A 21496-nucleotide genomic window follows, 5' to 3' on the forward strand; every position below is an offset into this window, starting at 1 on the left:
CCTGGGCGGATCCGTGATGAAGAGGGGATCGATGGCTGAGAGGTATGGGGGCGATGAGCCTGCCGCGCTTCAGGGCTTGGCCCGCCCGGCGAAGGCTGCGGATGTCTCCGGTCACGGGGCGGTGAGGGCAAGAGGAGGCAGCTTGCGACGATCCGGTTGTCCGTCGGACGGTGCGACCTCCGCCGCTGCCTTTGCGTCCTCGCCGGACGTGTCCCTTGCCTCGGCTGCTCAGCGGGCCGCGTACCCGCTCCGACCGCATGATGCGGGCAACGGGCGGGGCAGGGGCTGCCGGTGACCGCGTCCCCCGCCCCCGCACCGGGGGGCGCCGCAGGCACCGGGCCGGAAGAGGAATCGGAGTTCCGCAAGGACATGGGGCCATGGGCCAATTTCGCCCTCGGCTTCACCTACCTCTCCCCGGTGGTCAGCACCTACACGCTCTTCGCCACGGCGCTGGCGACCGGCGGACCGCCGATGATCTGGGCGTTCGTCATGGCCGGGGCCGGCCAGTTCCTGGTCGCGCTCGTCTTCGGTGAGATCGTCGCGCAGTACCCCATCGCGGGCGGCGTCTACCCGTGGGCCCGACGGCTGTGGGGCAAACGCTGGGCGTGGATGACCGGCTGGGTCTATATGTGGGCGCTGCTGGTCACCATCACGAGCGTGGCCTACGGTGCCGGCCCGTACATCGCCATCCTGATCGGCTTCGAACCGACCGTGCACACCACCGTGCTGTGTACCGTCGCGCTCATCATCGTGGCCGTCCTGATCAACTACGCGGGCACCAAAGCCCTTTCGTGGGCGGCCATGATCGGCTTCAGCGCGGAACTGATCGGCGCGCTCATCGTGGGCATCTACCTGCTTGCCACCCACCGTGCCCACGGCCTGGGCGTCATCTTCGATACCTACGGGACACAGGGAGACGGTTCGTACGCCCCGGTGTTTCTCGCCGCCGCCATCATCGGCTTCTACCAGTACTACGGCTTCGAGGCGTGCGGCGACACCGCCGAGGAGGTCGCGCATCCGGGCCGGGTCATCCCCAAGGCGATGCGTCGCACCATCTACGTCGGGGGAGCGGCAGCCACGTTCACCTGTCTGTCCCTGCTCCTGTCCGTGACCGACTACCAAGCGGTGATCGCCGGGGAGGACACCGACCCCGTCGTGAATCTGCTCTTCGACGCGATGGGCGAGCTGGGGGCACGACTCGTGATGGCCGTGGTGCTCATCTCTTTCCTGTCCTGCACCATCAGCCTCCAGGCCGCCGCCGGCCGGCTGATCTACTCCTACGCCCGCGACAAAATGATCGTCGGTCACCAGTTGCTCCGTAAGTTCTCCCATGCCCGCGCCGTCCCCGGGTTCGCGCTGCTGACGGCCGCCGTGATCCCCGCGCTGATCGCCTTCGCTTCCCTCGTCTCGGCCGATGCCCTGACCAAGATCGTGTCCTTCGCCATCCTCGGCATCTACGGCTCGTTCCAGATGGTCGTTCTGGCTTCTCTCCGTGCACGCCTCAAGGGCTGGAAGCCCGCCGGAGAATTCGTCCTGGGCAGGTGGGGGCTGCTGGTCAACGTCGGTGCGCTGGCCTACGGCATCTTCGCCATCATCAACATCGCCTGGGCCCGCACTCCGGAAGATCCTTGGTACGACAACTACATCGTGCTGCTGTGCGGTGGGCTCGTCGTCGCGGTCGGGCTCCTCTACATGTTCACCACCCACCACTACGGACGCAGCGACGCGCCGTCCGGAGTCGCCATTCCCGAACGCAGGGACTGACCGACGGCAGACCTCCCCGTGACCGGGGTGCCGTGTGGCTGGGGTTCCGGGTGGCCGGCCGGCTCGCCCCGCCGGGCCGAAGCCGGGCGGGGCGAGCTGACCGGCGGAATCCTGGCGCGACGCGGTGTCACCGCCGCAGCGGGCCCTCGCAGCGGAAGTCCGCGCTGCCGGCCTTGCCCGAGGGCCAGATCTCGGTGGGGCCGAAGGAGCAGTTCATGTCGGCGAAGTTGTTCGCGGCGGGCTTGGTGCGGTCGAGGACGAAGTAGTCGACGGTCTCGGCCATGTCCTTGAAGACCTGGTCGGGGCTGCCCGAGTCGTCGAGATTGGCGGTGATGCGGCCGGTGCAGGTGAACCGGCCCGTGCCGGGATCACCCTCGTCCTTGCAGGTGGGCGTGTTCGCGGTGGCGGCGCCGAACGCGCTTTGCACTTCGGCGGGGGTGGCGAACTTCAGGGAACCCTGCGGCGTGAACGTGGTGTTCGGCACGAAGAGGTCGTCGACGATGGCGATCTGTGCGTCGAGGAAGGCGTCGTACCGCTGTTGCAGACCTGCGTCGGCCCCCATGCGGTTGCGCCAGGAGTCGAAGGCGGACGGGTCGTCGGCGCGCAGATGCCGGTACATCTCCTGGAGCTGTGCCGGGCGCTCGCGCCACAGGAACTCGAAGAACGTCCCGGCGTAGGAGTAGAAGCGGAAGCCGTCGTGGTCGTACGTGGCGTGCAGGAACTCGTTGACGGTCATACGGGGCTTGCCGCCTGCGGTGTCCGCGATGATGTCGCGCACGAGTGACCGGCGGACGGCGATGCCGTCGTCGCGGGTCGAGCCGTCGAAGAACTCGGCGCTCCCCTCGTCCATGGCGGTGGTGCGGTCGCCCTCGTACCAGGGGCCCTCGCCGAAGAAGCCGGGGACGGCGAAACGGCCGTTGAGGTAGTGGACGTACTCGTGCCGGAAGAGCTCTTCGAGGGTGAGGCTGGAGTCCTGCGGGACGCGGCGCTGGTAGGTGTAGAAGGTCGCGCCCTGCTCGATGTAGACACCGCCGTTGTTGGTGTCCATGCCGGTGAGCAGCGGGTGGTAGACCTCGTAGTCGGCGCGTGAGGCGTACAGGACGATGTTCAGGGTGGTGTTGGGGTCGCCGGCGAGCGGTTCACCGGTGCCGAGCACTCGGTGGAACTGGGCCCTGACCTGCTTGGACGCGTAGTAGAGCTGGTCGACGACGGACCGGTCGAGAGCGGTGCGGACCTTGATGGAGCCGTTGTCGTAGGAGTAGGTGCGCGGGAAGATCCGCTTTTCGATGTCCTCCTTGCACACCCCGTACGGCTTGCAGGCGTCGAAGAAGCCCAGCCACGTGGCGACCTTGGCCCAGGGTTCGCTGCCCTCGCCGAAGTTCGCCACGGTGGTCGGGAGAAGGGCTCCGAGGTCGGCGACGATGGCCGTCTTGAGGGAGGGGATCTGCCCGAAGCGGCCGTACTCCCCGAGGGCATCGCGTACGGCCCAGGCGTTGGTTGTGCCCTTGAGATGGGTGTATCCGACGAAGGACTTGAAGACGGCGCGGTAGCCGGGGTCCGTGGCGACCGCGTACTGGAAGGCGGTGTCCTTGTTGCCGGGGTAGACGCCGAGGTAGTTGACGGAGAGTGCGGCGAGGGCGGCGTTGCCCCATGCCTGGTCCTTGTGGGTGGCGGGGTGGGACGCGTCCATGGTGGCCAGGACCCGCTGGATCAAGCCGAGTTGATGCTGCCGAAGACCTGGGGCACTGGCGGCGTACAGGGCTTCGCGCAGAGTGTCCGCGTTGGCGCGAGTGACATCGAAGGTGCGGGCGGCGGAGCCGAAGGCGTCGACGGCGCGGCGTACGGCGTCGACGGTGGGGGAGTCGGTGGTGTCGATCTCGTCGTGCGAGAAGTCCTGGTAGGCCACCGCGTGCAAATACGTGAGCATCTCGTACAGATGGCTGCCGTTCTTGCCGTCGTGGGCAGCGGCAAGGCTGCTGACGCGACGGGCCACGGCCTGGACATGGGCGTCGGACATGACCGGGATGAGCCGGGCGTCCCAGGTCCAGACGAGGTTGCGCAGGCAGTCGTCGGCCGTGACGGCGGGGTCGGCGAGGAAATCCGCGAATTGCTCGGGGCTCAGGCCGGTGATGCCGTCGAGGGTGCAGGGCGCGACGCCGGGTCTCGGACCGTGCGGCGCGGCGGAGGGTTCGGTCTGTGGGCCCGGTATGCGGCCTCTCTCGGTGAGAGTGCGCGGTGCCGGCGCAGGGCCTGCGTCGAACTTCGGTGTTCTGGCGAGGCGTTGGACCTGATCCACGGGGTCGGCCGTGGGGGTCTCGGACCGGTGCCCGGACTGTTGCGCCTGGGGCTGCTGGGCGGGGACGCCCGACCTGAGGGGCGCGGCCTGGGATGCCTGGGCGGCCGACATGACGAGCGTGGTGGCGAGGGTCGCGGCGAGCAGGATCCTGCGTGGTATGCGCGGATGTAACACCTGAACCTCCGGGAGGGGGTGGGGGGTTGTGGGGTGTGGGGCCATGGCCTTCACTCCACGAGGTGTGACCCGTAACATAGTAATGTGAAATTGCACTGACAAGGCTTCAGGTAGATTTCCTTCCAGGAGGTGTCGACATTGACCTCGCGCGCCCCTCAACTCCACACCGGTAGCCATGACTTGCCGGTGTCGGATGCCCTCGCCGACTTCATGACCGGGCGGTGGGCCGCCACCCCGCTCCCCGCCGAGTCCCGCGTTCCGGGCTTCGACCGCTTCGCAGGCCGCCGGGCGCGGCTCGCCGCACTCCTCCCCGGCGAACGACTCCTCATCCCCGCAGGTGAGTTGACGGTCCGCTCCCACGACTGCGATCACCGCTTTCGCCCGCACAGCGCCTACGCCTGGCTGACCGGGCTGACGGGCGAGGACCAGCCGGGGCACGTCCTGGTGCTGGAGCCCGACGGTGAGGCGGTGCTGTACCTCCGGCCGCGGTCGCCACGGGACGTCGGCGGTGAGTTCTACCGGGACCGCCGCTACGGTGAGTTCTGGGTGGGCCGCCGCCCCGACCTGGCCGAGGCCGGGCGGCTCACCGGCCTCCGCTGTGCGCACCTGGACGACCTCGCCCGTCACCGAACCGACCGTGATGCCTCCCGGGACGCCGAACTCGCCGCTGTTCTCAGCGAGTTGAGGCTGGTCAAGGACGACTGGGAAGTGGCGCAGCTACAGCAGGCCGTCGATCACACGACCGCCGGCTTCGAGGATGTCGTACGCTCCCTGCCCACCGCATTGCGCCACCCGCGCGGCGAACGCTGGATCGAAGGGGTCTTCCAGCTGCGCGCCCGCGCCGAGGGCAACGGCACGGGGTACGAAACCATCGCCGCCGCCGGAGCCCATGCCTGCGTTCTCCACTGGATCCGCAACGACGGTCCGCTCGATCCCGGCCAGTTGCTGCTGCTGGACGCGGGCGTGGAGACGGACACGCTGTACACCGCCGACCTCACCCGCACCCTGCCGTTGTCCGGGCGGTTTTCCTCGGTCCAGCGATGGGTGTACGACCTGGTGCTCGCGGCCCAGGACGCGGGCATCGCCGCCCTCAAACCGGGGGCGAGCTTCCGCGACTTCCACCGGGCCTGCACAGGCGTCCTGGCCGAGGGGCTGGCCGATCGGGGCGTACTGCCCGTCCCGGCGACGGAAGCGCTCGCCCCCGACAGCGGCCTGTACCGGCGCTACACGTTGTGCAGCTCCGGCCATATGCTCGGACTCGATGTGCATGACTGCGGCCGGGCGCGCGCCGAACAGTATCTGGACGGCGTCCTGACCGAGGGGCAGGTTCTCACGGTCGAACCGGGGCTCTATCTCCAGCCAGACGACGAGACGCTGCCGCCGGAACTGCGTGGCATCGGTGTCCGCATCGAGGACGACCTGGTGATCACCGCGGACGGGGCCCGGCTGATGTCGTCGGCGCTGCCGCGCACCGCCGACGCGGTGGAGGAGTGGATGGAAGGACTCCTCGCCGGGCGGGCCTGACCGGCGGCGCAGTCAGCCCTGACGGACGCCCAACGGGCTCTGTGGGTGCGGAATCACCGGTTCTTCGCGGCTCCGCGCCCACAGCGACCGGACATGGCCGAGGTGGCGGGCCATACAGGCCTCGGCCGCCTCGGCGTCGCCCGTCAGCATCACATCGAGCAGTTCCCCGTGCTCCTCGGCGGACGGCAGCAGTTGGTTGCGCTCGTCGAGGCGGGTGAGTCCGTAGAGGCGGGAGCGTTTGCGCAGATCGCCGACGGTCTCGACGAGGCGGTCGTTGCCGCTGAGGCCGAGCAGTTCGAGGTGGAAGCGCCGGTCGGCCTCCAAGTAGCCGATGAGGTCGTGCGCCCGGGCGGCCGCGACGATCTCCAGGGCGGCCGGCCGGAGTGCTTCAAGCTGCGCACGTTCGGCGGTGCGGGTGATCTGGCCGACCACCGGGACTTCGATCAGGGCCCGGATCTCGGTGTACTGGTCGAGGTCGCGCTCGCTCACCTCGGTGATCCGGAAGCCCTTGTTGCGGACCGGTTCGACCAGTCCCTCCCGGGCAAGATCGAGCATCGCCTCGCGCACCGGGGTGGCGGAGACACCGAAGTCCGCGGCGAGGCCCGGGGCCGAGTAGACCGACCCCGGGCGGAGCTCTCCTGCGATCAGCGCCGCGCGCAGCTGATGGGCGACCTGATCGCGGAGCCGCTCCTGAGCGGTGATCAGGCTGCGGTGCTTGAGTTCACCCATCGTGCTCCTCCGGCTTGACGCGGAGTGCCAGCGTACAATGTCACGTTGCGCAGAGTCCCCGGTGGCGGTCAACGGCCGTCGTCACGGCCGGTGGTCACAGCAGAAAACCCCCGGGAAACGGATCGGACGGGTCGAGGAAGTACTGCGCGGTGCCGGTCACCCAGGCTCGTCCGGTGACCGTGGGGACGACGGCCGGGCGGGAAGCGACCGTGGTCTCGCCGACCAGGCGGCCGGTGAACTCCGTGCCGATGAAGGACTCGTTGACGAAGTCCTGGTGGAGGGGGAGTTTGCCGCGGGCGTGCAGCTGCGCCATCCGCGCGGAGGTGCCCGTTCCGCACGGCGAGCGGTCGAACCATCCGGGGTGGATGGCCATCGCATGCCGGGAGCGGGTGGCGTCCGACCCAGGTGCGGCGAAGTAGACGTGTTTGAGGCCGCCGATGCGCTCGTCCTCGGGGTGGACCGGCCGGTCGGTGGCGTTCACGGCGTCCATGAGGGCGAGCCCGGCGGAGAGGATGTCATTCTTGCGGGCCCGGTCGAAGGGCAGCCCGACGCTGTCCAGCGGCAGGATCGCGTAGAAGTTGCCGCCGTAGGCGAGGTCGTAGCTCAGCGTGCCGTAGCCCGGGACGGTGACCTTGCGATCGAGACCGGCGCAGAACGCGGGCACGTTGGTGAGGGTGACGGCCGTGGCCGCCCCGTCCCGCACCTGTACCGCGGCGGTCACCAGCCCGGCGGGGGTGTCGAGCCGCACCGTGGTCACGGGTTCGCGGACCTCCACCATGCCGGTCTCGACGAGGACGGTGGCCACGCCGATCGTCCCGTGCCCGCACATCGGGAGATAGCCGGAGACCTCGATGAACAGCACGCCGTGGTCGGCGTCGGGGCGGGTCGGCGGCTGGAGGATCGCACCGCTCATGGCGGCGTGGCCGCGCGGCTCGTACATCAGGAGCGTGCGGATGTCGTCACGGTGTTCGGCGAGGTACAGCCGGCGCTCGGCCATGGTGGCGCCGGGCAGGGTGCCGACGCCGCCGGTGATGACACGGGTGGGCATGCCCTCGGTGTGGGAGTCGACGGCGTGGAAGACATGGCGGGTGCGCATGGGGAGCCCTTCTCAGTGGTGGCCGTCGGCGAGGAGCTTCTCGGTGGCGGAGCGGAGCGCGGCCGATTGCTCGGCGGTGAGCGGGGAGCGAGGCGGGCGGGTCGGGCCGCCGCGGTGCCCGGCGAGGTCCATGGAGAGCTTGATCGCCTGCACGAATTCGGGCTTGGAGTCCCAGCGCAGCAGCGGGTGCAGGGCGCGGTAGAGAGGCAGCGCGGTGTCGAGGTCGCCGGCCACCGCGGACCGGTAGAGGGCGCCGCATGCCCCGGGCAGGGCGTTCGGACAGCCCGCGACCCAGCCGACGGCACCGGCCAGGGCGAGTTCGAGGAGGACGTCGTCGGCGCCGATCAACAGGTCCAGATCCGGGGCGACTTCGGCGATCTCGTAGGCCCTGCGGACGTCGCCGCTGAACTCCTTGACGGCGACGATGCTGCCGTCGGAGTGCAGTTCGGCGAGCAGGCCCGGGGTGAGATCGACCTTGGTGTCGAAGGGGTTGTTGTAGGCGACGACGGGCAGGCCGGCCGCGGCGACCTCGGCGAAGTGGGCGCGTACCGCGGCCGGGTCGGCCCGGTAGCCGTTGGGCGGCAGCAGCAGGACGGAACCGGCGCCCGCCTCGGCGGCCTGTTCGGCCCAGCGGCGCGACGCCGCGCTGCCGTAGGCGGAGACACCGGGCATCACACGGTCGCCGTCACCTGCGGCTTCCACGGCGATGCGCACGACGCGGGCCCGTTCGTCGTCCGTCAGCGTCTGGTACTCGCCGAGGGAGCCGTTGGGGACGACGCCGTCACAGCCGGCGGCGATGAGCCGCGCGACCTGAGCGCCGTAGGCGTCGTAGTCGACGGAGAGCTCGTTGCGGAAGGAGCGGAAGGGGAGGGTGGTGGCGACCATGATGCCGTGCCAAGGGCGGGTGCGCGTGACCATACGAAGTCTCCTTCTATGAGGTGTGACATTTTATTGAGTGACCTAGGGGCTTGCCAAGGTCGGCAGGAGCGGAACTACCCCTGTTCGCGGGCGAGTTCCCCCAGAGTGACGGGGCAGGCGAGCGGTCTGCGGTCGGCCGCGGGCCCGTCCTCTCCCGCCAGGCGGGCCACGGCCGAGGCGCACATCCGCCCCTGACACCAGCCCATTCCGGCCCGGGTGAGCAGTTTGACGGTGCGGGTGTCGCGGGCACCGAGACCGGCGACGGCGTCCTGGATCCGCCCGGCGGTGACCTCTTCGCAGCGGCATACGTCGGTGTCCTCGCGCAGCCAGCCGGTCCAGCCGGGGCGCGGCGCGTGGGCGGCGGCCATGGTCCGGGCGAACCGGCGCAGCCGGTCACGACGACGCCCCAGCCTCCCACCGGGTGCCTTGCCCGCGATGTCATGAGCCGCCAACTCGCCCTCAAGCATTGCGAGTTCCGCACCGCCCACGCCGCCGGTCTCACCGGCCGCCCAGACTCCGTCGACCGTGGTCCGCTGCCGGCCGTCGAGGACCAGCGCACAGGTGCCGTCCGGGGTGCGGCGGGTGGCGCAGCCCAGGCCGGTGGCCAGCTCCAGTTGCGGTACGAGTCCGTGCCCGACGGCGAGCGCATCGCAGGGGATGCGCAGTCCGGTTCCGGCCAGGGGGCTCCAGTTCCGGTCGAGCCGCGTCAGGGTGACGGCCTCCACCCGGTCGGTGCCGTGCACGGCGGTAATCGCACTGCGGAAGCGGATGCGTACGCCATGGTGGAGCAGGGATGCTGCGTGGACGGCCCCTTCGGCGAGCTTGCGGGGGTTGGCGGCCAGGGTGCGCGGAGCGCGGGCGTAGCGGGCGTAGCCGCTCGCCTCGGCGACGACCGGCACCGTGGCACCCGCCGCCGCGAGCGATCCGGCAACGGCGAGCAGCAGCGGCCCGCTGCCCGCGACCACGATCCGGCGCCCCGGCAGCACCAGTCCCGCCTTGAGCATGGCCTGCGCGCCGCCCGCTCCCACTACCCCAGGCAACGTCCAGCCGGGGAAGGGGAATTGACGCTCGTGGGCACCGGTGGCGAGAAGCACCGTCCGCGCCGCGACCTCGGCCCGCCCGTGCGCGCCGTCGGGCCCGGTGACCGCACGCACGGTCCAGTGCGCCTCGTCGCGGGTGACGGCCCAGACATGGTGCTCGGGCAGGTGCTGTACCCGGCCGGCAGTGATCTGCTCGTCCAGCCGGTTGGCGCGCCGGGCGAACGCGCCCCAGGAGTGGTGCAGGGCCTCGGGGCGGGCCGCGCCCAGCCCGGGGGCCGGCTGTCGGTAGAACTGTCCGCCGGGCCGGGCGGCCGCATCCACGAGCGCCACACGCAATCCGAGGCCGGCCGCGGTGACGGCGGCGGCGAGCCCGGCGGGCCCCGCGCCGATGACGGCGAGGTCGTGGGTGTCAGACGGCGAGATCGGCACGCCCGTGTCCCTCCTGGGTGGTGATCTCATCCCCGGGCCGGGCCGGCACCAGACAGGCCCGCTGATTGGGCTGGCCGTTGACGGTGGCCAGACAGTCGAAGCAGGAGCCGATGCCGCAGAAGGCCCCGCGCGGCCGCCCGTCGCGCCGCGTGGTCCGCCAGGAAAGCACCCCGGCCGCCCAGAGCGCGGCGGCGATGCTCTGACCGGGCAGTGCGGACAGCGGCCGCCCGTCGAGACGGATCTCGAACGCCGGTCCCGGCGCGGACCGTACGAGCTCGGCAGGGGTGCGGCGAACGCTCATCGTGGACTCCTCTCTGTGGTGGCTTGGCGTTGGTGAGTGCGGTATCGAGTGCGACGCCAGGGGAAGTTGGTTGCCAGAGCCTGACGCCTGGCCGGCTCGGTCCTGCCGCTCCCCGCCCCTTCCGGTCCGGCCCTGCTCACTCCTTCCCCGCACCGTCGACGAAACGATCCGGGCGGAACGGCCGCACATCCAGCGGGCTGGGCGCCCCCGTCAGCGCGGCCGCGATCAACCGGCCGGTAGCCGGGGCGAGACCGATGCCCGCGCCCTCGTGGCCGCAGGCGTGCAGCAGGCCCGGGAGGCGAGGGTCGGGGCCGATTGCCGGGAGGTGGTCCGGGAGGTAGGGGCGGAACCCTTGGTAGGTACGCATGACCCGGACGCGCGCCAGGACGGGGAACAGGGCCGCGGCCTGGGCGGCGAGCCGGCGGAGCACCTCGACCGACAGCGTACGGTCGAAGCCGACGCGTTCTCGGCTGGCACCGATCAGCACCGGGCCCGCCGCGGTGCCCTCGACGACCGCGGAGGTCTGCAGCGCGGCTGATCCGCTGGCCACATCGGCCACGTAATCCGCGGCATAGACCTTGCGGCGTACGACACGCGGCAGCGGCTCGGTGACCAGCACATATCCCCGGCGGGGCAGGACGGGGACGGTCACCCCCGCGAGCGAGGCCAGCCGGCCGGCCCAGGTGCCGGTGGCGTTCACGACCGCGGGAGCCAGGAGATCGCCCCGCGGGGTACGGACGCCTCGTACGCCTCCGCCGGGCCCGCGCAGTACGGCCGTGACCTCCGCGCCCAGATGGAGCCGGGCTCCGGATGCGCGCAGCAAATGGGCGGCGGCCAGAGCCGGTTGGACCTGCGCATCCTGCGGGTAGAGGACACCTCCGGCGAGGTCGGGGGCCAGATGGGGCTCGGCGTCCCGCAGTTGGCCGGCGGTGAGGCAGGTGCTCTGCACGCCCACCCTGCCCTGCGCCGCGCGGAACGCGCGCAGGGACGTCATCCCGGCCTCGTCGGAGGCGACGACCAGGCCGCCCTTCGTCTCGTACTCGATCTCCGGCGGGAGGACGGCGGCGAGTTCGCGCCACAGTCGGGTGGAGAGCAGCGCGAGATCGAGCTCCGGGCCCGGCTCCTTGTCGGAGACGAGCAGATTGCCCTCACCGGCGCCGGTGGTGCCGCCCGCGACGGGTCCGCGGTCGACGACGGCGACGGTGAGGCCGGACCGGCCGGCGTAGTAGGCGCAGGCGGCACCGACCACTCCGGCTCCGACGATGACGACATCGGGAGCATCCAGGGGCTGTCCGTGTCTCGTGGGCACGCGCAGTAATATGTCACACAACACAGGTGCTGAAAAGGGGACTTGGCGTGGCTCCCGGGAAGCGGTCGGCCCGGCGCTCCGGGGGAGCCCGGCAGCCGAGCCGGCCCGGCAGGACCGTACGCAGGTGCCGCGGACGCCGGGGGCAGGCGTCGCTGCCGGAGTGCAGGGCGATGGGTGTACCGGTGATGTCGTCGGCGGCAAGGGCTCTGCCGTGCCGTCGATGCGGCGCGTTAGTGATCCGTTAGCAGAACGCCAAACCGGTGATCGAAGCTGATTGCCGACAGGGCGTGTGCTTGGCGCCGTGTCCGGTTGAAGCAGTCCGATCCACGGGGGACCCCACCAATGCGTAAGAGCCTCATCCGCACGACCACCCTGGCCGCCATGGCGATGGCCACCGTCTTGTCGCTCACTGCCTGCGAGGGCGGGTCCGACTCCGCCGACGCTTCGTCCTCGCCCGGCGCGGCGCAGTCCGCGGGCAAGGGGCAGAAGGGTGACGGCGGCGCGGGCGGCAACGCCGGGGGCTCCGGCTCCGAGGGCACCTCAGGAGGGGCGAAGGCCGGGAGCTCGACGGGCGGCAAGGGGTCCGGCAGCGGCGGTAGCGGGTCCGACGGCAGTGGCGGCGGCAGTGACAAGGGCGGGTACGGGCAGGTCTGTGGCGCCAATGACCTGACGTGGAGCGCCAAGTCCGAGACCCAGGCCGGCGGCTACATCCTCATCTCGGTGAAGGCCAAGCCGGGCATCACCTGCACCCTCCCTGCCGCGCTTCCGGGCGTGGCGTTCGGGTCCGACGGCACCGAAGCGGGGCCTGCCGAGCAGTCCGTTGGTGAGCAGGTGAAGCTGAGTGGCGCGACCACCGCCTATGCCGGGGTGAACCCCAAGACCACCAACACCGACAGCGGCAAGGAACTGACCGAGATCATCGCCTTCGTGAGCAAGGACGACCAGACCGATCCGGTCAGCCTGAACACCGGCAGCATCACCGTCGACGAGCCGATCGTCACCAACTGGCACACCACGCCCCAGGACGCCGTTCCCGGCGACGGCGTGGACAGCCACTGACCAACGCGACGCCCGGGGCAGGGGAAGGCGCGTGCGAGCCCTGCGCCCGTCAGACGTGGATGCCTCAGCCCCGGGCGTACCGCCATCGGCACGACCAGGTCGCTGTCGGCCTGGTCGGACGCCGTGACGGCTTCGCCGTCGTAGGGCTGGGGCAGGGCAGGTAGCCGCGCATCATCCATCCAATCGAGGCGCACGCTGCCTCGCGCCGCAGTACCGCTCCCCGGCGCGCCCTGTGCAACGGCTCGCTTCGTCGCGCCAAGTTCACGCCTCACGGGTGCCCCACGCTGCTGACCGCCGGCTTGCCGCTCGGTGCCGTCCCTGCCCCGGCCGGTAACGCGGCCCTCCTCACTGTGACCACGGGTGTCGCCCCCCCCGGCCCGCAGCCGGGCGCCCACGGGCCCGGGATGCCGTCACGCCGCCCGGGTGGGATGGCATTCCGGTCGATTGTGGGCCGCCGCCGGATCGCCATCACCGGCTGAGCTGACCGGGTTTCCCGTTGGACTCGAAGTCGGTCGTCGGCTACCTCGGAGTAGCTGAAAGGTTGTGACTCAGGTCACGATCGGACTCCGCGCGGCCTGCTGCGACCTGGCTTCGAAGGGCCGCGGGGCGCCCTGATCCGCAAAGTCGCTGCTCACAGCCCGTATTTGACTCATCGCTTTCTGTCTACTGGTCGGTAGGGGATTCAGGGTGAGCGGACGCGAAACCTTTCCGGCTGCGTTGGGTCGAAATTTCTCCGAGACGGCCTCCACGTTTGCCTACCCCTGACCGCTTAGCTGTTGTTCGAGGACAGCGAAGTCCTCCGGCACGCAACCCGGTTGGGGCCCAGGGGGTGGGGCAGTGCCGCCGAAGGGAAGGAATCGTCTCTTGTTCGATCTGCTGACCGGCGCGCTGGTGATAACCACGGCTCTGCGCGTCTTCGCCCCCGACGCCCTGCGTCCGGCCAGACGAGGACTCGCTGTAGGTGTCCGGGTGGGGGCCGCCTCGCCGGCCGACCATCGACGCTCGGGTGGGCTGCCCAGCCGGCGCCTCGAGGTGACTCCGCCGCTGACCGGCGAGGAGGAGGCATGACCGAGAACGAGGAAAGGACAGGCTGGATGGCGCCGGCGCCAGGCGTGCGCGAATCGCAGCGGATCCCGGTGGCCTTCTGGGGTTTCCACGACCGCTTCAAGCGGGCCTACCGCAAATACGCAGAGCTGCATCTGGGTGACGAGCGGCTCGCCGGCCGAGTCGTTCACACCGTCTTCCTCAACCTCCTGCGGGGCTGGCCCCGCCTGATGGAAGAGGCCAGTCCCGCCGCGAGCGCCTGGGCGCATCTGAAAGAGGCGGTCGACGACGTGCTCATCGCCCAGGGCCGGGACTCCGCCATGGCGGAGACGGCCGTCTTCCACCGTGTCGCCCGCGCAGTGCTGGAGGACGCCCGGGACGAGTTCGCCGCCATGGAGAGCAGCGTCGGGTTGTATCCCGCGATCGCCCGCCTGCCCGGACGGCAGTTCGACGTGATGGTGCTGCACTACGTCCTCGGCTGCACCACGGCCAAGACAGCCAGCATCATGGGAATCACCGACGCCACGGTGCGCTCCCACCGCCTCCACGCCCGCAACCGGATCGGCCGCGAACTGGGCCTTGCCCCCGAACCCGAACACCCCGAGGACTGAGGAGTATCGCCATGCAGCCGCCGCGCACGTTGGATGACCTCCTGCACGATGCCCGAGTCTTCCCCGATGACGACCACGACGACGGAAGCGAGGAAAGGGCCTCCCGTCGCCGCCTGGAGGAGGACTTCACCCAGGCCGTCCGGCGCGGCGCTGCCTGGGGCGGCTACCCGCAGCCCGCGGTCCCCCCGCCGTCCCTCGCCGCCCAAGGGAAACCCGCCCCGACAGCCCGCAGGGAGCGGGCAGCCCGCCAGCTGCGGGCGCTGTCGACCTGGACCATCCGCGGCCCCCACGCTGCCCAGCACATCGCCGGCCTCGCCACCACGCATCAGATCGACCCCGACGGAGCCATGGCCTTCGCCTGCCTGCTCCACCTGGCCGACCGCGACGAACTGGCCGAGTTCCTCTGGCAGTTCGCGGCCGGCGCCGGCAAGCCGGCCTCCGCGGAATGCCTGTACCTGCTGCACCTCACCCGCGGCGAACTGCGCCACGCGCGGCACTGGGCGCGTCAGGCAGCGGACCTGGAGTCGGCCGCCGCCGATCCACATCGCCGCAGCACCCCTCCGCCACCGGCCCGGGAGCCCGAGCCGCTGACCTCCCTCATGCTCCTGCGCGCGCTGCACATACTCAGACGTCAGGACCCCGCCACCGAACGGTGGACCATGGCCACCTTCCACACCCGCTCCGGAACCCTCTCCAGGTCCCTGACCGCCGCGGTCCAGGGCCTCACCGCCGAACCCAGCGCCGAGGTCGACGCCTTGCCCTGGCCCGACCTCGCTCTCGCCGACCGGCTCCACGAGTGCCACACTCCGTGAGCCCGCCCGCGCGTAAACGGCGTCACCGCAGGTCCCAAGGGGTGTCCCTTGCGCAGCCCAAGAGACCGCGCCCGGGGCGACGGCGGTCGTGCCGAGGCCATCAGGCGGGAGCGAGGGGTCGGCCTTGCCTGATGATCCATCAACTGACTGCGCCACAGCGGCAATACAGTCACCCTAGGAGGCGGCGATTTCCCGCCCTTCAGGAGTATGGCGTGTGCATGGCACGTATACGATCTGATGCCCCCTAGGGAGAAGGTCACCCCCCATGAACGCGATATTCGCCAGGAAAACCCCCCGCCGCATCCTCCTCGTCCTGGGCAGTGTGGCGGCGCTGACCGTACCTGCCGCGACCGCCGGCGCAGCCGCCGGGCAGTCACCCGACGCCGCCGGAAACGCGAGCCCGCGTGGCGGGTGCGTGGTCGCGTACTTCGACCTCGGCGAGACGTTGGTGCACACCGCAGAGGACAACAGCGTGCGGTACATGCCGCGAGCCGAGGCGCATCTGCGCGCGCTGCGTGCCCGTCACATCCCTGTCGGCCTCATCACGAACGTGCCGTCCTCCTGGGGGGCCACCGATGCAGAGCGGGCGGCGAAGCTGAAGGAGGCGGTCAATCAGGACTGGAAGGGTTCGAAGCCGTTCGCGTGGACCGATTTCGGCGACCGCATCTTCACCCCACGGACCGAGGCGGAACGCAAGCCCGCGCCCGCTCTGTGGGAGCGCGCCAAGAAGGCCGCCGGCGGCTGCCGGGTGGTCTACCAAGCGGAGACGGCTGACGAGGTAGCTGCGGGCGGCTCGCTCGGGTACTTCGCCTATCAGACGGGCCGGGACGGCCGCCCCGCGTACCTTCCCGCACCGTTCATCGCCGCGCTCGCCCAGCTGCCCGCTACGACCACGGCGGCGCGCCCGTCCGAGCCTCAATGACGGTAGTCGGGCAGTAAGCCTCGGGCACAGCGTGATGGACGCCCATCACGTCTGACTCGCCACGACCTCCGATGCCGCCACCTCCATGGGCGCGGCTACACCTCCCGCGTACGTCAGGCCCGCGGGTCGCGTCATCGGAGGTCTGGCGTGACGTGAGTGCGTGCGGCGCGGACAGCACAGGGCAGTGAGGGGTGAGGCTGCGCTCAGCTCACCAGGGCAGCGATGCCTCCGGTGAGCAGGCCCACGACAACGATCAGTGGGCTGCCCTTGACTGCGGCGCCGAGGTGGAATCGCAGGTCGCGATACTCCGCCATGCCCTCGGTGCCGGGAAGGACGAGCAGGCGGGGACGCAGCCCCGCGAAGATGATCCAGTCGAAGACGACCAGGTCCCAGACGGTCAGCGTGGCGAAGACGAGGGCCGCGCAGACGGCCGCGGGCAGGAATTCCAGGCCGCCGTCCAGAGCGCCGTCGAGGCCGATCATCGCCGCGATCATCAAGGGAAGGCCGCAGACGGCCCAGATGAAGGCGCCGAAGAGCACCGCCACCCTGCGGCCACGGGCGCTCTTGGGACGGCCGTACCGGCGCTGGATCGCGGGCGGGTAGTCGTTCAGCAAGAAGTCCCGGCTCATGGCTGCTCCGGCGAACACCGACGCTGTGAACAGCACGCTGAGCACCAGCCCGTAGCCCAAGCCGTACCCGAGCACCGCCGACCACTGCATGCCAACCTCCCGAAGTTTTCCCCCATCCTGCCCGCAACCGGCCGCTGCGTGGGTGTCTTTGACGTCGGCGCCGATGTGCGTGCATCGGCCGTCGGAAGTGACCAGGGTGCCGGCTCAGCTGTCGTGCCCGGCGGTCATGCGCTGCTCGGCGCGGTGGACGAGCGCTTCGATGATGCGTTGCCATGCCGGTGATGCCTCGGAGATCCGGGAAGAGACCAGCTTCAAGTACCCTGCCCGGTCGCTGTCTCGTTCGTGTTCGACCTCCCACGCGTCCAGGTCGTCGATGAGCTGGTCCAGGCGTGGATCGTGCGGGTCCCAGTCAACTGACTGATCACAGGCCAGATACAGGCGCGTCGTCTCGGGATCGTCGAAGCCGGCGTTCTTCTCCCGTATTCGCTGCGGCATGACGTGCGGGTCCAGTGCCTGCATCAGGATCCACGAGTCGCGCTCGAGCAGAACCCTCCGCTCGCTGACCCCGAGACTGCGCATCCGGTCCAGGATGGCGACCACCTCGGGGGGCAGAACGAGCCGTTCACCGCCGGCCAGTTCAGTGATCCGGCGGCGGTATTCGGTGAGCTCGTCGATCTTGCGCTGCAAATCGGCGTCGATATCGGTGATCGCTTCGGCGAACTCGGTCGGCTGTGCGTGCAGCAGCGCGTCGATTCGGGCCAGTGGCACCCCGGCATCGGCGAGGGTCCTGATCCGGATGAGATCCACCGCGGTTTGCGCGCTGTAGCGGCGGTAGCCGGAGGCATCGCGCTCGGGCTCGGGCAACAGTCCGACGTGGTGGTAGTGGCGAACGGTGCGCACGGTCACGCCTGCGGTTGCCGCGAGCCGGCTGATCGTGAGCACCGTCCTCCTCTGGTCTACGTGCAACGTGGTGGCGCCGAGTCTACGGTCGAGCCGCCCGGTCGAGGACGTCACGGATCGCCTGGAGCACGGCGTCGGGGCGGTCGAAGCAGAGCCGGTGGTGGCTGGTGTCGGAGATGAGGCGCTGTTCCCCGTGCGAGACCGCGCTCACCAGGTCCGCGTCCAGTCGCGTCCTGCCGTCGTTCATCTCCTGCAGCGTCCGCTCCGACGTCAGCGCCTGCTGGGCGGGGTCGGTGCCCACCACGCTGAGAGCGACCAACGGGACGTCGGGAATGTTCGGCCCGGCCCGCAGTTCGGTGGCGAGTTCGGCCAACTTGGTGCGCTCGGCGATACCGGCGTGCGTCCATTCGTCACTCACCTTGGCATCGATCAGCGCCTGCCGTATGTGCTCCGGGTAGTCCGCGAGCAGTTCGGCGCTCATCTCGCGCAGGGCCGGGCGCATCTCTTCGAGCTGCTCCAGGTCAGGCATCATCTGCTCGAGCGCGGCCAGACTCGCCGCGGGCGGCATGGAGTCGTCCCAGTCGCGGTGGAAGGCGTCCAGCCAGACCAGCCCGGCCACGTCCTGCGGGTACAGCTGCGCGAACCGGTGCGCGTAGAAGCCGCCGAGGGAATGCGGCACCAGAATGTATGGGGCGGCGATGTTCTGGTCCCTGAGCAGCTCGCGCAGTTCCGTGGCGACCGCGGTGGCGGTGCGGGGCAGCGGGAGAGGATCGCTATAGCCCGTGCCACCGCGGTCGTACAGCACAGCGGTGGTGAACTGCGAAACCTGTTGTTGGACACCGAAGTAGTCCAGGCCGACCGCGCCGGCGCCCGGAAGGAACACGACCGCCGGACCGCCGCTGCCCGACCGATGTACGAAAATGCGGCGGCCGTCGATCTCCTGGAACTCTCCGATCGGCGGAGCGAGCCGCGCTGAGGAAGTGCTGCTGTTCGTCATGCGAGAAGGCTCCAACCCTGACGCAGGGTCAAGGTCAAGCCCGCTCATCATCGTCGCCCCGCTTGCCTGCGCCCTCTGCGACATCCCCAACGCGCCAGGAAAGCCTGGAAGTCCACTGGCAGCGAGTCGTCCGGAGCCGATGCCTCCTCGGGATCGAAGGCGAGTGGTGCGGACAGCTGAACCGACAACACCCGTACATGCAGCCGGTGTTGGAGTGATTTGGTGTCGGCCCTCGGCGCGCTGTGAGGATTCTGGGGTGGTCCGCTCGAACGGCTGTGGGTCGGATCATGGCTCGGTACACTCTGTCACTGTCCGCAACTATGTGTGAGTCTAGGGCTGGGAGTGACGGTGCTGGTGACGCTGGAGGCCGGCGACAAGATCGCTGACCGGTACCTCCTGGAGGAACCCATCGGCAAGGGCGGGATGGGCGTCGTCTGGCGGGCCTGGGACGAGACGCTGAAGCGGCGCGTCGCGGTCAAGTGCGCGCGTCCCGACGACGGCGAGGCGGCGAGGCGGCTCAAGAAGGAGGCGCAGTACGCCGCGCGGCTGCACCATCCGAACATCGTGCCCGTCTTCGACTTCGTCGAGGGGGAGACCGCCTGCTGGATCGTCATGGAGTACGTGCCCTCGCACAGCCTCGCGCAACTGGTCGCCGCGAACGGCCCGTTGACGCCCGAGGACGCCGGTTCCATCGGCTGCCAGGTCGCGGCGGCGCTGGCGAGGTCCCACGCCGAGGGTGTGGTGCACGGCGACGTCACCCCGGAGAACGTCCTCGTCACCGAGGAGGGCGTCGCCCGCCTGATGGACTTCGGGATCGCCCGCGCCCTGTGGAGCGACACCACGCAGACGCACACCATGACGGGCGCTGTGCGGGGGAAGCCGAAGTACCTCGCACCCGAGGTGGCCAAGGGTGGGCCGGGCGACGAGAAGGCCGACGTGTTCTCGCTGGGGGCGTCACTGTTCGCGGCGGTCGAGGGACGCTCCCCGTACGGAGAGGCCGCGCACCCCATGGCTTACCTGGTGCGGGCGATCGAGGGGCACATCGAGACTCCGGAGCGTGCGGGCCGGCTCGCCGCCCCGATGACGGCGCTCCTCGCGGCGGAACCACGGCACCGCCCCAACGCTGCCGAGGCGTACAAGCTGTTGACGCAGGCCACGCCGCCGCCCCCGCACGTCCAGGAAATGCTGCACGACGGCCGCACCCTGTCGCTCGCCCCTCTGACGTCACGACTTCCGCGGCCCCTGCGCCGCCGGCGCCGCTCGCTGACTCTCGCGGCGGTGGCGCTCATCGCGGTGGCGGCGCTCACGACGGGGCTCCTCGTCCTCCTCCCCGGCGACGACGACGGCGGCAGGAGCGGGCGGGGTGCAGCCGACGCCAAGCCCTCGACGTCGGCGCCGATTTCGGGCCCGGGGGAGGCGGGCACCATCGGCGCCGCCCGTACGGCCGACCCCTGCGCACTGCTCGACGCGGCATCCCTGAGCCGTTTCGGAGACACCGAACGGGATCCGGACTACGGGCGGTTCGACCGCTGCGACGTCCTGGTGAAGAACGAGAACGGGGACGAGGCGGCCGGCGTCCAGGTCAACCTCGACAAGGACCCGGCCGAGTTCGGGGACGACGTAGCCACCCGGCGGGTCGGCAATGTCACGGTCGGGACGATGCAGCGCGACGGGGACGACTGCGAACGGATCATCGCGACTGCCGACAGCAAGCAGATCGTGGTGGTCGGGGAGCGCTACGAGTCGCCGTCGCCCGACCCGTGCCGGCTGGCCGACGCCGCCACCGATCACGTCGTGGGCGTACTGGACCGGGGCGCGGTCCCCCGGCGCACCGCGGAGCCCGCAGAGCGGTCCCTGGCCCGCCTCGACGCCTGCGGCCTGCTGGACGCCGCCGCACTCAGGCGACTGCCGGGCATCGATCCGCGCGATCCCGCACCGGACTTCGGTGATTGGGGTTGTGAGTGGAGCAGCCCGGACGGCGACACGGGAGTGGAGCTGGTGTTCAGCCGGGACAACACCCTGGAGGACGACGGAGACCCGACCGTCCTTGCGGGGCACAGGAGTTACGTGTCGCCCCGGGAGTCCGGCGACGACGACTGCGTCGTACGGACGCCGCACCGCTCCTACACGAACTCCGTTGGGGACGAGACCGTCGAGCACCTGATGGTGACCGTGCACGGGCCGCAGACGGTCGGCCGGCTGTGCGAAGGGGCCGAGGCACTCGCGGCCACGGCCACGAAGAAGATCACGAAGGAACTGAACGAAATGAAGGGGAAGTGACCGCACCGGGAAACTCGGCAGCATCGACGGGCCCGGCTGGGGCCTCAGGGCGGGCTGGGCGGCCCGTCGTCGACGGTCGGGCGCTGCTCGCCAGTCACGGCAGCCTCGCCCGGGGCGTCACCGCGCCGGTGCCGGGCACGGTCTTCGCGCTCGCGCTGACCGGGGGCATGACGCTAGGGCCCGGGGACGGCCGCGAGGTCCTGTTCGGCCGCAACAGACCCGGGACGCACGTATGTCTGGGCGAGGACGACCCGCAGGTCAGCCGCCACCAGGGCACGCTCACCCACCGCGGCGGCCAGTGGTGGGTGAGCAACGCGGGGCGGCTGCCGATCCGGTGCGCCGACGGCCGGCTGCTGGAGCGCGTCGAGCACATGGTCAACGGGGTGCGTGCGTGGCTGTCCCGCGGCGGTGAGCCGTGGCTCACCCGGGAGGAGGTCGGCGAGCCGGTCGGCAACGCGCTCAACGACAACCTGATCCGGGCCCTGCTGATGTCGACCACACTCGTCCCGACGGACCTGGCACTTATCGACGCCATCTGAGGCTGCGTGCGCGCACACGCAGTACGCATGCCCGTTACGCCGTCCACTCCCTCGCGATCTCTTACGTCCCCGCGATCTCTCTTACGCCCCGAGGTCGCGTCAGCCTGACGGCCGGCCTCGGGA

General features: G+C 70.5%; 19 protein-coding genes. 9 read left to right on the top strand and 10 right to left on the bottom strand.

Annotation, left to right across the window (positions count from 1 at the left end):
* The first annotated feature begins 291 nt into the window (after window positions 1-291).
* A complete protein-coding gene (locus QOM21_RS35910; protein ID WP_407555281.1) occupies window positions 292-1764 on the top strand; it encodes an APC family permease in 1473 nt (490 codons plus the stop codon).
* A gap of 127 nt (window positions 1765-1891) precedes the next feature.
* On the opposite strand, the gene QOM21_RS35915 is transcribed toward QOM21_RS35910, so the two are convergent.
* Window positions 1892-4234: a collagenase gene (locus tag QOM21_RS35915; RefSeq protein ID WP_407555282.1), complete on the bottom strand. Its 2343-nt coding sequence runs from the start codon at window positions 4232-4234 to the stop codon at window positions 1892-1894.
* A gap of 138 nt (window positions 4235-4372) precedes the next feature.
* Here QOM21_RS35915 and QOM21_RS35920 point away from each other — a divergent pair, with 138 nt between their 5' ends.
* A complete protein-coding gene (locus QOM21_RS35920; protein WP_407556003.1) occupies window positions 4373-5758 on the top strand; it encodes an aminopeptidase P family protein in 1386 nt (461 codons plus the stop codon).
* Between the two features lie 12 nt (window positions 5759-5770).
* Here QOM21_RS35920 and QOM21_RS35925 read toward each other — a convergent pair whose 3' ends face one another.
* From QOM21_RS35925 to QOM21_RS35950, 6 genes are all read right to left on the bottom strand, one after another.
* A complete protein-coding gene (locus QOM21_RS35925; RefSeq protein ID WP_407555283.1) occupies window positions 5771-6487 on the bottom strand; it encodes a GntR family transcriptional regulator in 717 nt (238 codons plus the stop codon).
* A 94-nt stretch (window positions 6488-6581) separates the two neighbouring features.
* Window positions 6582-7583 carry a proline racemase family protein gene (locus QOM21_RS35930; protein ID WP_407555284.1) on the bottom strand — a complete coding sequence of 334 codons (1002 nt, stop codon included), beginning with the start codon at window positions 7581-7583 and terminating at the stop codon, window positions 6582-6584.
* Window positions 7584-7595: 12 nt separating this feature from the next.
* Window positions 7596-8501 carry a dihydrodipicolinate synthase family protein gene (locus QOM21_RS35935; protein WP_407555285.1) on the bottom strand — a complete coding sequence of 302 codons (906 nt, stop codon included), beginning with the start codon at window positions 8499-8501 and terminating at the stop codon, window positions 7596-7598.
* Window positions 8502-8575: 74 nt separating this feature from the next.
* Complete coding sequence (locus tag QOM21_RS35940; RefSeq protein ID WP_407555286.1) at window positions 8576-9970, bottom strand: NAD(P)/FAD-dependent oxidoreductase; 1395 nt, start codon at window positions 9968-9970, stop codon at window positions 8576-8578.
* Complete coding sequence (locus QOM21_RS35945) at window positions 9951-10271, bottom strand: (2Fe-2S)-binding protein (RefSeq protein WP_407555287.1); 321 nt, start codon at window positions 10269-10271, stop codon at window positions 9951-9953. Before QOM21_RS35945 ends, QOM21_RS35940 begins: the two co-directional genes overlap by 20 nt.
* Before the next feature lie 136 nt (window positions 10272-10407).
* A complete protein-coding gene (locus QOM21_RS35950; RefSeq protein ID WP_407555288.1) occupies window positions 10408-11580 on the bottom strand; it encodes an NAD(P)/FAD-dependent oxidoreductase in 1173 nt (390 codons plus the stop codon).
* Between the two features lie 342 nt (window positions 11581-11922).
* On the opposite strand from QOM21_RS35950, the gene QOM21_RS35955 reads away from it, so the two are divergent.
* From QOM21_RS35955 to QOM21_RS35975, 5 genes are all read left to right on the top strand, one after another.
* Complete coding sequence (locus QOM21_RS35955) at window positions 11923-12639, top strand: DUF4232 domain-containing protein (RefSeq protein WP_407555289.1); 717 nt, start codon at window positions 11923-11925, stop codon at window positions 12637-12639.
* A gap of 864 nt (window positions 12640-13503) precedes the next feature.
* Window positions 13504-13707, top strand: a complete 204-nt coding sequence (locus QOM21_RS35960) for a hypothetical protein (RefSeq protein ID WP_407555290.1) — start codon at window positions 13504-13506, stop codon at window positions 13705-13707.
* Entirely contained in the window at window positions 13704-14294 is a 591-nt protein-coding gene (locus QOM21_RS35965; protein WP_407555291.1) for a sigma-70 family RNA polymerase sigma factor, read from the top strand. Before QOM21_RS35960 ends, QOM21_RS35965 begins: the two co-directional genes overlap by 4 nt.
* A gap of 11 nt (window positions 14295-14305) precedes the next feature.
* Window positions 14306-15106 (top strand): hypothetical protein, encoded by an 801-nt coding sequence (locus QOM21_RS35970; protein WP_407555292.1) that lies wholly within the window; start codon window positions 14306-14308, stop codon window positions 15104-15106.
* Between the two features lie 265 nt (window positions 15107-15371).
* Complete coding sequence (locus QOM21_RS35975; RefSeq protein ID WP_407555293.1) at window positions 15372-16028, top strand: hypothetical protein; 657 nt, start codon at window positions 15372-15374, stop codon at window positions 16026-16028.
* A 203-nt stretch (window positions 16029-16231) separates the two neighbouring features.
* Here the strand turns inward: QOM21_RS35975 and QOM21_RS35980 are convergent, their stop codons facing one another.
* From QOM21_RS35980 to QOM21_RS35990, 3 genes are all read right to left on the bottom strand, one after another.
* A complete protein-coding gene (locus QOM21_RS35980) occupies window positions 16232-16747 on the bottom strand; it encodes a hypothetical protein (RefSeq protein WP_407555294.1) in 516 nt (171 codons plus the stop codon).
* A 114-nt stretch (window positions 16748-16861) separates the two neighbouring features.
* Window positions 16862-17599, bottom strand: a complete 738-nt coding sequence (locus QOM21_RS35985; protein ID WP_407555295.1) for a MerR family transcriptional regulator — start codon at window positions 17597-17599, stop codon at window positions 16862-16864.
* Between the two features lie 40 nt (window positions 17600-17639).
* Window positions 17640-18554, bottom strand: coding sequence for an alpha/beta fold hydrolase (locus QOM21_RS35990; RefSeq protein WP_407555296.1), 915 nt, complete (start codon window positions 18552-18554; stop codon window positions 17640-17642).
* Between the two features lie 324 nt (window positions 18555-18878).
* On the opposite strand from QOM21_RS35990, the gene QOM21_RS35995 reads away from it, so the two are divergent.
* Together QOM21_RS35995 and QOM21_RS36000 are read left to right on the top strand one after the other, a co-directional pair.
* Window positions 18879-20834 (top strand): protein kinase domain-containing protein, encoded by a 1956-nt coding sequence (locus tag QOM21_RS35995; protein WP_407555297.1) that lies wholly within the window; start codon window positions 18879-18881, stop codon window positions 20832-20834.
* A complete protein-coding gene (locus QOM21_RS36000) occupies window positions 20831-21373 on the top strand; it encodes a hypothetical protein (protein WP_407555298.1) in 543 nt (180 codons plus the stop codon). Before QOM21_RS35995 ends, QOM21_RS36000 begins: the two co-directional genes overlap by 4 nt.
* Window positions 21374-21496 lie beyond the last annotated feature (123 nt).

It is taken from the genome of Streptomyces sp. Pv4-95, from assembly GCF_045782725.1.
GTDB lineage: Bacteria > Actinomycetota > Actinomycetes > Streptomycetales > Streptomycetaceae > Streptomyces.

Bases quoted from the DNA above. Each gene is read 5' to 3' on its own strand.
- QOM21_RS35990 (WP_407555296.1), bottom strand. From the start codon at position 18,554: ATGACGAACAGCAGCACTTCCTCAGCGCGGCTCGCTCCGCCGATCGGA.
- QOM21_RS35955 (WP_407555289.1), top strand. From the start codon at position 11,923: ATGCGTAAGAGCCTCATCCGCACGACCACCCTGGCCGCCATGGCGATG.
- QOM21_RS35975 (WP_407555293.1), top strand. From the start codon at position 15,372: ATGAACGCGATATTCGCCAGGAAAACCCCCCGCCGCATCCTCCTCGTC.
- QOM21_RS35930 (WP_407555284.1), bottom strand. From the start codon at position 7,583: ATGCGCACCCGCCATGTCTTCCACGCCGTCGACTCCCACACCGAGGGC.
- QOM21_RS35935 (WP_407555285.1), bottom strand. From the start codon at position 8,501: ATGGTCACGCGCACCCGCCCTTGGCACGGCATCATGGTCGCCACCACC.
- QOM21_RS35980 (WP_407555294.1), bottom strand. From the start codon at position 16,747: ATGCAGTGGTCGGCGGTGCTCGGGTACGGCTTGGGCTACGGGCTGGTG.
- QOM21_RS35970 (WP_407555292.1), top strand. From the start codon at position 14,306: ATGCAGCCGCCGCGCACGTTGGATGACCTCCTGCACGATGCCCGAGTC.
- QOM21_RS35945 (WP_407555287.1), bottom strand. From the start codon at position 10,271: ATGAGCGTTCGCCGCACCCCTGCCGAGCTCGTACGGTCCGCGCCGGGA.
- QOM21_RS35925 (WP_407555283.1), bottom strand. From the start codon at position 6,487: ATGGGTGAACTCAAGCACCGCAGCCTGATCACCGCTCAGGAGCGGCTC.
- QOM21_RS35965 (WP_407555291.1), top strand. From the start codon at position 13,704: ATGACCGAGAACGAGGAAAGGACAGGCTGGATGGCGCCGGCGCCAGGC.